The organism is Collinsella aerofaciens (assembly GCF_028209885.1).
Classification (GTDB): Bacteria; Actinomycetota; Coriobacteriia; order Coriobacteriales; family Coriobacteriaceae; genus Collinsella; species Collinsella aerofaciens_BA.
In genome coordinates this window covers 1-7,464 of record NZ_JAQLEM010000055.1, presented here as the reverse complement: position 1 = coordinate 7,464, position 7,464 = coordinate 1, and the positions used below count along the sequence as shown (strand labels likewise).

The following is a 7,464-nucleotide window of genomic DNA, read 5'->3' as shown; positions in this document are numbered from 1 at the left end:
GCCGCTGACCGGTGGACGGCACCGAGCCGTACGCTTGAACTGAGAAGGGGGAGGCCTCGCGGCCTCCCCCTTTTTTGCGTTTACGGGCTTTTGTTTCACATAGTAGCTGTGTTTTATAACCCTCGTTTGTCGCATCTTCTGTGAACGGGCTACAATAACTTAGTCTGTGCGATATGGAGGTGAACATGGCTGAAGCTGGTATCGGCGTTGATATCGTCGAGATTTCCCGTATGAAATCAATTCTTGAAAAGACGCCGTCGTTTGCTCGGCGTGTGTTTACCGAAGAAGAGCGTGCGTATTGCGATGCATCATCGCGTCCCGCTGCTCACTATGCGAGCCGCTTTGCTTCGCGCGAGGCGGTGCTTAAAGCTCTCGGCACGGGTTTTAGTCAAGGCGTGGGTCGCAAGGATGTTTCGGTAACGCGTGATAAACTCGGCAAACCGAAGGCGCTGCTTTCGGGCCGTGCTCTCGAGATCGCTCAAGAACTGGGTGTTGTTGAGGTCGCTCTTTCCATTACGCTTACAGGAGACTTGGCCGTTGCGAATGCCATCGCGATTACCGAAGATGCTCGGCCTAAGCCAAAAGAGGAAAAGGTGAGTACCAAGAAACGCGTTGCGCAGACATTTAAAGAGGCTCGCTCTGTATTAGATGAGCTCGAGCAGCTGCAGAATTCAGCATTGACGGAGCACCTGGGCGATGCTTCGCAAGATACGCTAGGAGCATAGATGAAACCGGTTTTGAGTACCGAAGAAGTCGTTCGTCTCGAGGACATCATCGAACGCGAAGGGACTTCGAAGGCCGAGCTTATGGAGCTAGCGGGTGAGTTTGCCGCCAACGAGGTCTTGAAGCTCAATCCCGATCGGGTTCTCGTTCTGGTCGGTTTTGGTAATAATGGCGGCGACGGTTGGGTTGCCGCCGATATCCTGAGCCACAAGGGTGTGGACGTGGATATCGTTTCTCCGGTTGAGCCGGATGAGATTCCTGCTGCTCTGGCACGTCATGTTGCTCGTCGTACTGCCGGCCGCGATGTGCACGTTTGCGTTGGCCCCTCGCGTGACGAACTCGAGGTTTTGATCGATAAGGCCGATGTTGTTGTCGATGCCATTTTTGGTACCGGATTCCACGGGAATCTGCGTGCGCCGTTCTCCATCTGGATTCCTACGGTCAATGAATGCGCCGATTGTGTCGTATCCATTGATGTCCCCTCGGGCCTGAATGCCGAGACGGGCGTTGTTGATGACGACTGCATTCGTGCCGAGCATACGGTGACGATGATTGCGCCCAAGATTGGTCTGTATAGCGCTGATGGCCCTGAGTATGCTGGCGATTTGATCTGCGGCAATCTTTACGACCGTCTTGACGAGGTCATCGATGATGTCGACCACGCCGCCGAGATTGTCGAGCCCGGTGACTTAGTTGATTACTTTGCTCCACTACCTACGAATATCGATAAGTATTCCCGTGGCTCTGTGCTTATTGTCGCCGGATCTGCGCAATATCCTGGTGCTGCCATTATGGCGGCCAAGTCTGCAGCTCGCGCGGGTGCTGGTTACGTGGCAGTCGCGGCTCCTGACGCCTGCGCCAATCTTATTCGCATGGCACTTCCTTCGATTCCCGTCTTTGCGATTCCGTCTGATTCCCGCGGCTCCTTTGGCGCCGCTGCGCGCATGACGGTGTGCGAGATTGCAAAGAAGTACAGCTGTGTACTGTGCGGTCCCGGTATGACGACATCTGCCGGCGCTATGCAGGTGGTTTCGGGCTTGCTCGAGCTTGATGTACCGCTAATTTTGGACGCCGATGCACTCAACTGCCTTGCTAAGATTGCCATTGACGGTATTGATAGTAATCCCGAGATGTATCGTCGCGAGCAGCCGTTGGTTATGACGCCGCACTATCGTGAACTTTCGCGTCTGGTTGCCGGTGACGAGGTGAACGACCTTGGTACTGCGATTGCAGCCGCGCAGAAGGTTGTCTGGGCTGCAGGCTCTGACAATCTGGTGGTCATTGCCAAGGGGCCGACGACGGCTATCTGTGGCGTTGAGCGTGTGCTGCTGCCGCTCTCGGGTCCGGCTTCTCTGGCAACTGCCGGTTCGGGTGATGTTCTCGCGGGTATTTTGGCCGGCACGCTTGCCACCATGCGCGACGAGATGGATCGTTGGGAGTTGCTGTATTCGTACGCCGTCGCACTTCACAGCTACGCCGGTTTTGCCGCGGCGACGGAGTATGGTGAGAAGAGCGTCATCGCGACCGATCTTATCGACTTGATCGGTCCGGCCATGGAACTGGCGGCAAAGGATGCGCTCGAAGATCTGGGAATCATGGACGAAGGGTCGGATGACTAATCATGAATAAAGCCGATTTGACGCGCTGGTCCTGGGTCGAGATCGACCGCGGGGCGCTCCGTCGCAACACGAGGGCCTATAAGAACTTGCTGAATCCACGTCAGCGCCTGTGCTGCGTGGTCAAGGCCGATGCTTATGGTCATGGAGCTGTTGAGTGCGCCAAGATCATGTATTCGGCCGGTGCCGACATGTTTGCCGTGGCGACGGTTAACGAGGGCGTTGAGCTCCGACAGGGCGGGATTACGAAACCCATCCTCATCCTAAGCGAGCCGCCTATCGAGGCCATTCCGACGTTGCTCGAGTTCGATATCATGCCTTCGGTCTATACGTCTGATTTTGCTCTTGCGTATGGCGAATGTGCCGTCGCGGCGGGCAAAGTGGGCAAGTATCATCTCGCCATCGAGACGGGCATGAATCGTATCGGCGTTCACTACACGCAGGTGCTCGACTTTGTCCGCGGTATAAATTTCCATCGCGGTATTCAGTGCGACGGCGTATTTACGCACTTCGCCACGGCCGATGAACCTTCGGGCTGGGACTACAAGCTGCAGTGTCAGCGCTTTACCGAGGCCGTTCAGGCCATTAAGGATGCGGGTTTTGAGTGCGGTATCGTGCACTGCGCCAACACGCCGTCCTCGATGCTCGACCCCTCGATGCATTTTGATATGATTCGCGCCGGCGTTGGCTTGTATGGCATGCAGCCGTGCGAGCTGAGTGGCCGCGTGATGCAGCTTGATCCCGTTATGAGCGTCCATGCGCGCGTGACGCGCGTGGCACACCCTGCGATGGGTGAGGGCGTGGGCTACGGTTTTACCTACCGCGTACCGCGTACGCGCGTTCAGATCTGCACGCTGCCGATCGGTTATGCCGATGGCCTATCGCGTACGCTTTCCAATCGTATGGATGTGCTGTATCGCGGCGAGCGTGTGCATCAGGTTGGCAATATCTGCATGGACCAGTTTATGGTCGCCATTCAGTCCAACCCGGCACACGAGATTCCCGAGGCCGAGTATGGTGACGAGATGATCATTGTCGGCCGCGATGGCGATGCCGAGATCACTATGGACGAGATGGCCCGACTGCGCGGAACGATTAACTACGAGGTCGCCTGCGGCTTTGGCATGCGTCTCGACAAGGTCTACGTGTAGGAGCCGCTATGGGCGTCATGCACATCCCCGGCCATACCCATCAGGCACCACGTGAGGTCGCACTCGAGGAAATTGAGGCCGTTCTGGGCGATTGTCACCTCTGCCAGCTCTACCAGTCGCGTCACAATATCGTGTTTGGCGTGGGAAACCCCCGCGCTCGCGTGATGTTTATTGGTGAGGCGCCGGGCCGCAATGAGGATTTGCAGGGCGAGCCCTTTGTGGGGGCGGCAGGCGAGGACCTCAACGGCATTTTGTCGCTGGCGGGCCTCAAACGCGAAGACGTCTACATTGCCAACGTGCTTAAGTGCCGCCCGCCGGGAAACCGCAATCCGCGTCCCGAGGAAGTGTTGGCTTGCTCACCGTTTTTGCGTGAGCAGATTCGAAGCATCTGGCCCGATATTATCGTGACGCTCGGCAACCCCGCGACGCACTTTGTGCTTAAGACCGAGATTGGCATTACTAAGCTGCGCGGCAGGTTCCACCAGATGGGGCATTTTGTAGTAATGCCCACGTTCCATCCGGCAGCAGCGCTGCGCAATCCGGCGTGGCAGGAGCTGCTGGAGGAAGACTTTAAGATGCTGGGCGACTATCTGGAGCGACATCCCGCACCAGAGGACGCCTCGGAATAATAAGGAGCATATATGTCCCTGGAGCGCCTGGGGGTAGGTACTTACAAAACGACTTGCGCTGCCGATACGGAGTACTTTGGCGAGCTAATTGCACCGTGCCTTGAGGACGGCGATGTGCTCATCCTGACCGGTGGCCTGGGAGTGGGCAAAACTCACTTTACCAAGGGCGTCTCGCGCGGGCTGGGCGATGGGCATATGGTTACGAGCCCTACGTTTGCGCTCATGGCCGTTCACGATCAAGGTCGTATTCCGCTGTTTCACCTTGATCTATACCGCCTGGAGCACGCTTACGAGCTTGAGGATACGGGCATTTTTGACGTGCTGGGCTATGAGGGCGCTTGTCTACTGGAATGGGGCGAGCAGTTTCAGGATGAGCTGACGGACGAGTATCTTTCGGTGACGCTTAAGCGCGACGAGGACGATAGCGACGTGCGAACGATAGCGCTGGAGGCGCACGGCGAGCGCGCGAAGGAGCTTTCCCATTTGATAGATAAGGCTGTACAAGATGAGCTTGCATAACGACAGCGCGCTGGTGGTGGCGCTCGATACTTCGACCGACATGCTTGCCTGCGCGGCAAGCTGGATTGATGCGCAGACAGGCGAGGCGAAGCTGGTGAGTGGCGACCATATGTGCCGTCGCCATGCCAATGTGGAGCTCGTGAATACTGTTGATGGCGTACTGAAGCAGGCCGGCCTGGATCGCAGCGATGTTGGTTGCTACGTGGTCGGCCGCGGCCCGGGGTCGTTTACGGGCGTGCGCATCGGCATCTCCACTGCCAAGGGCCTCGCGCGTGGTGCCAATGTTCCGCTGCTGGGCGTGTCGACGCTCGACGCTTGCGCTTGGACGGCGTGGAAGGCTGGCGTGCGCGGCAAGCTTGGTATCTTGGCCGACGCTATGCGCGGTGAGGTATATCCGGCGCTGTATATGCTGGTCGATGAGGGCCCCGAGCGTCAATTTGAGCGCGAACACGTGGTCAAGGCCGCCGTGGCGCTCGATGAGTGGCGCCAAGCAGCGGACTGGGACCAGGTTCAGCTGACCGGTGACGGTCTCGTGCGCTATGGCAAGCTGCTGGGTGAGGACGAGACCGCCCGCTGCGTGGAGCGCGACCTGTGGTGGCCTTCGGGCGAGGGCTTGCTGCTCGCGCACGCTGCGGGTGACGGCGATCCGGCTCGCGTCCTGCCGATTTACACGCGCCTTTCGGATGCCGAGGAAAACGAGCGCAAGCGTCTTGGTCTTGCCGAGAGTGCGCAGAGCGAAATTACGGGCGTTGCCGATGAGCTCGCCGGTCGTCATCTGCAGTTCCGTCCCATGGGCGCGGCGGATGCCGAGGGCGCGAGCACACTGGAGGCTGCCTGCTTTGAAGGTGCCGGACACGAGGCGTGGACGCCGGGCGTGTTCCTGTCCGAACTGGGCGAGGACGTCGCTGCGCCGCGTAGTTGGTGGGTGGCACACGACGACGGCAAGCTACTGGGCCTTGCCGGCGGTATGGTCGTGGACGGTGATGTGCAGATTCTGGATGTCGCCGTCGACCCGGCACATCGCCGTGAGGGCATTGCCCGCAAGCTGCTGTCGCATGTGAGCTATGATGCCCAGATGCTCGGCTGCACCACGGCTTCGCTCGAGGTCGAGGACGGCAACGAGGGCGCCATGGCGCTCTATGCCGCCCTGGGCTTTACCGAGGCGGGGCGTCGCCGTGGCTACTACGGCGCCGGCAAGGATGCCATCGTCATGACGGCGCCGTTGCCTCTGGTGCTTCCGGTCGACAACGCCTCGCCCGAGCCAACGGCTGCCGAGCAGCGCGTATGGCCGCTGGCCGCGCCCGATCGCACCGTTGAGGAACGTGCCGAAATCGAGCGCCGTCGCCTGGTGCTTGCCATCGAGAGCTCCTGCGACGAGACGGCCGTGGCGATTATCGATGCAGATGGCAATATGCTGGCCAACCAGGTGTCGACGCAGATTGATTTTCATGCCCGCTTTGGCGGCGTGGTGCCCGAGATCGCCTCGCGCAAGCACGTTGAGGTGATTGTGAGTGTCGTAGATGCGGCGCTTGAAGATGCCGCGGCATCGCTTGGCCTTGAGGGCGGAGCGATTGCGCCAAGTGAGCTTGCCGCCGTGGGCGTGACGCAGGGTCCAGGCCTGGTGGGCGCCCTGGTGGTGGGCGTCGCCTTTGCCAAGGGCTTTGCATATGCTGCCGGCAAACCGCTCGTGTGTGTCAATCATCTGGAGGGTCACCTGTTTGCCAACCTGTTGGCGCAGCCCGACCTCAAGCCGCCGTTCATCTTTACGCTTGTCTCGGGCGGGCACACCATGCTCGTGCACGTAAAGGCATGGGGCGACTACGAGGTGCTTGGCGAAACGCTGGACGACGCCGTAGGCGAAGCTTTCGACAAGGTGGCAAAGGCCCTGGGCCTGGGCTATCCCGGCGGCCCCATCATCTCCAAGCTGGCCGAGACAGGCAACCCCAAGGCGATCGATTTCCCCCGTGCGCTTAACAGCAGGGGAGACTACCGCTTCTCGCTTTCGGGTCTCAAGACGGCGGTGACGCTCTACATCGAGCAGGAGACCAAGGCCGGGCGCACGATTCACCTGCCCGACCTGGCGGCCTCGTTTGAGGCGGCGGTCTTTGACGTGCAGTACAAGAAGGCCAAGAACGCCCTGCATGCCACCGGGTGCAAGGAGTATTGCATTGGCGGCGGCGTCTCGGCCAATCCGCATCTGCGCGAGATGATGATCAAGAAGCTTGGACGTCAGGGCATTCGTGTAACGGTGCCGCCCTTGTCCGCCTGCACCGATAACGCCGCCATGATCGCGGAGGTCGCTCGCCGTAAATTCGACCGAGGTGAAATCTCGTCGTTCGACGTCGACGCCGATCCAAACATGACGCTGTAGTCGTACGGGTGCGGTCCCCGACCGGAGGGGCCGGATATAAGGTTTCCTGCTCTACAGTCCTGCGCAAGACGAAGGCCACATTAAGTGGCCTTCTTTGCGTGCGGAACTCGCGATAAACCTTATATCCGGCCCCTCCGGTCGGGGACCTTTCTGTATCGATATAACTTCCGAGCTGGTTTGGCGTCGACAACGTCCAGCAAGGTTAACAAGCCAGCGTCGAATTTCCGGCGTTCTTTAGCTGAAAGAAAAAGTTGGTGTGCGGAGCTATGCTCCGCACATTTGGGATGGGAGCCCCTGGGAGCGGCGGGAGCCGGGCGGCGCATATGAACTTTATCGCGAGTTCCGCACGCAAAGGAAAGCACTTAATGTGCTTTCCGTGATCGCGTCGAAAATGTTGGTGTAAGGGCGGCGCCCTAGCGCCCGTTTAACGAAGAACGGCCTTCGTCCTAGAATCT

6 protein-coding genes are annotated in these 7,464 nt (G+C 59.2%); all 6 read left to right on the top strand.

Features of this window, described 5'->3' with window-relative positions; genetic code table 11:
• Positions 1-185: 185 nt before the first annotated feature.
• The 6 genes from acpS to tsaD are packed head-to-tail and all read left to right on the top strand — an operon-like array spanning position 186 to position 7,009.
• The gene (gene acpS / locus PMX21_RS09690; protein WP_006235843.1) at positions 186-725 is read left to right on the top strand and encodes a holo-ACP synthase; all 540 of its coding nucleotides are present in this window, start codon (positions 186-188) and stop codon (positions 723-725) included.
• A complete protein-coding gene (locus tag PMX21_RS09685) occupies positions 726-2,342 on the top strand; it encodes an NAD(P)H-hydrate dehydratase (protein WP_082222952.1) in 1,617 nt (538 codons plus the stop codon).
• 2 nt (positions 2,343-2,344) lie between these two features.
• Positions 2,345-3,490, top strand: a complete 1,146-nt coding sequence (gene alr / locus PMX21_RS09680) for an alanine racemase (protein ID WP_035137770.1) — start codon at positions 2,345-2,347, stop codon at positions 3,488-3,490.
• A gap of 8 nt (positions 3,491-3,498) precedes the next feature.
• Positions 3,499-4,119 carry a uracil-DNA glycosylase gene (locus PMX21_RS09675; RefSeq protein ID WP_006235848.1) on the top strand — a complete coding sequence of 207 codons (621 nt, stop codon included), beginning with the start codon at positions 3,499-3,501 and terminating at the stop codon, positions 4,117-4,119.
• A gap of 12 nt (positions 4,120-4,131) precedes the next feature.
• Positions 4,132-4,638: a tRNA (adenosine(37)-N6)-threonylcarbamoyltransferase complex ATPase subunit type 1 TsaE gene (gene tsaE / locus PMX21_RS09670; protein ID WP_271748962.1), complete on the top strand. Its 507-nt coding sequence runs from the start codon at positions 4,132-4,134 to the stop codon at positions 4,636-4,638.
• Entirely contained in the window at positions 4,625-7,009 is a 2,385-nt protein-coding gene (gene tsaD, locus PMX21_RS09665) for a tRNA (adenosine(37)-N6)-threonylcarbamoyltransferase complex transferase subunit TsaD (RefSeq protein WP_271748963.1), read from the top strand. Before tsaE ends, tsaD begins: the two co-directional genes overlap by 14 nt.
• Positions 7,010-7,464 lie beyond the last annotated feature (455 nt).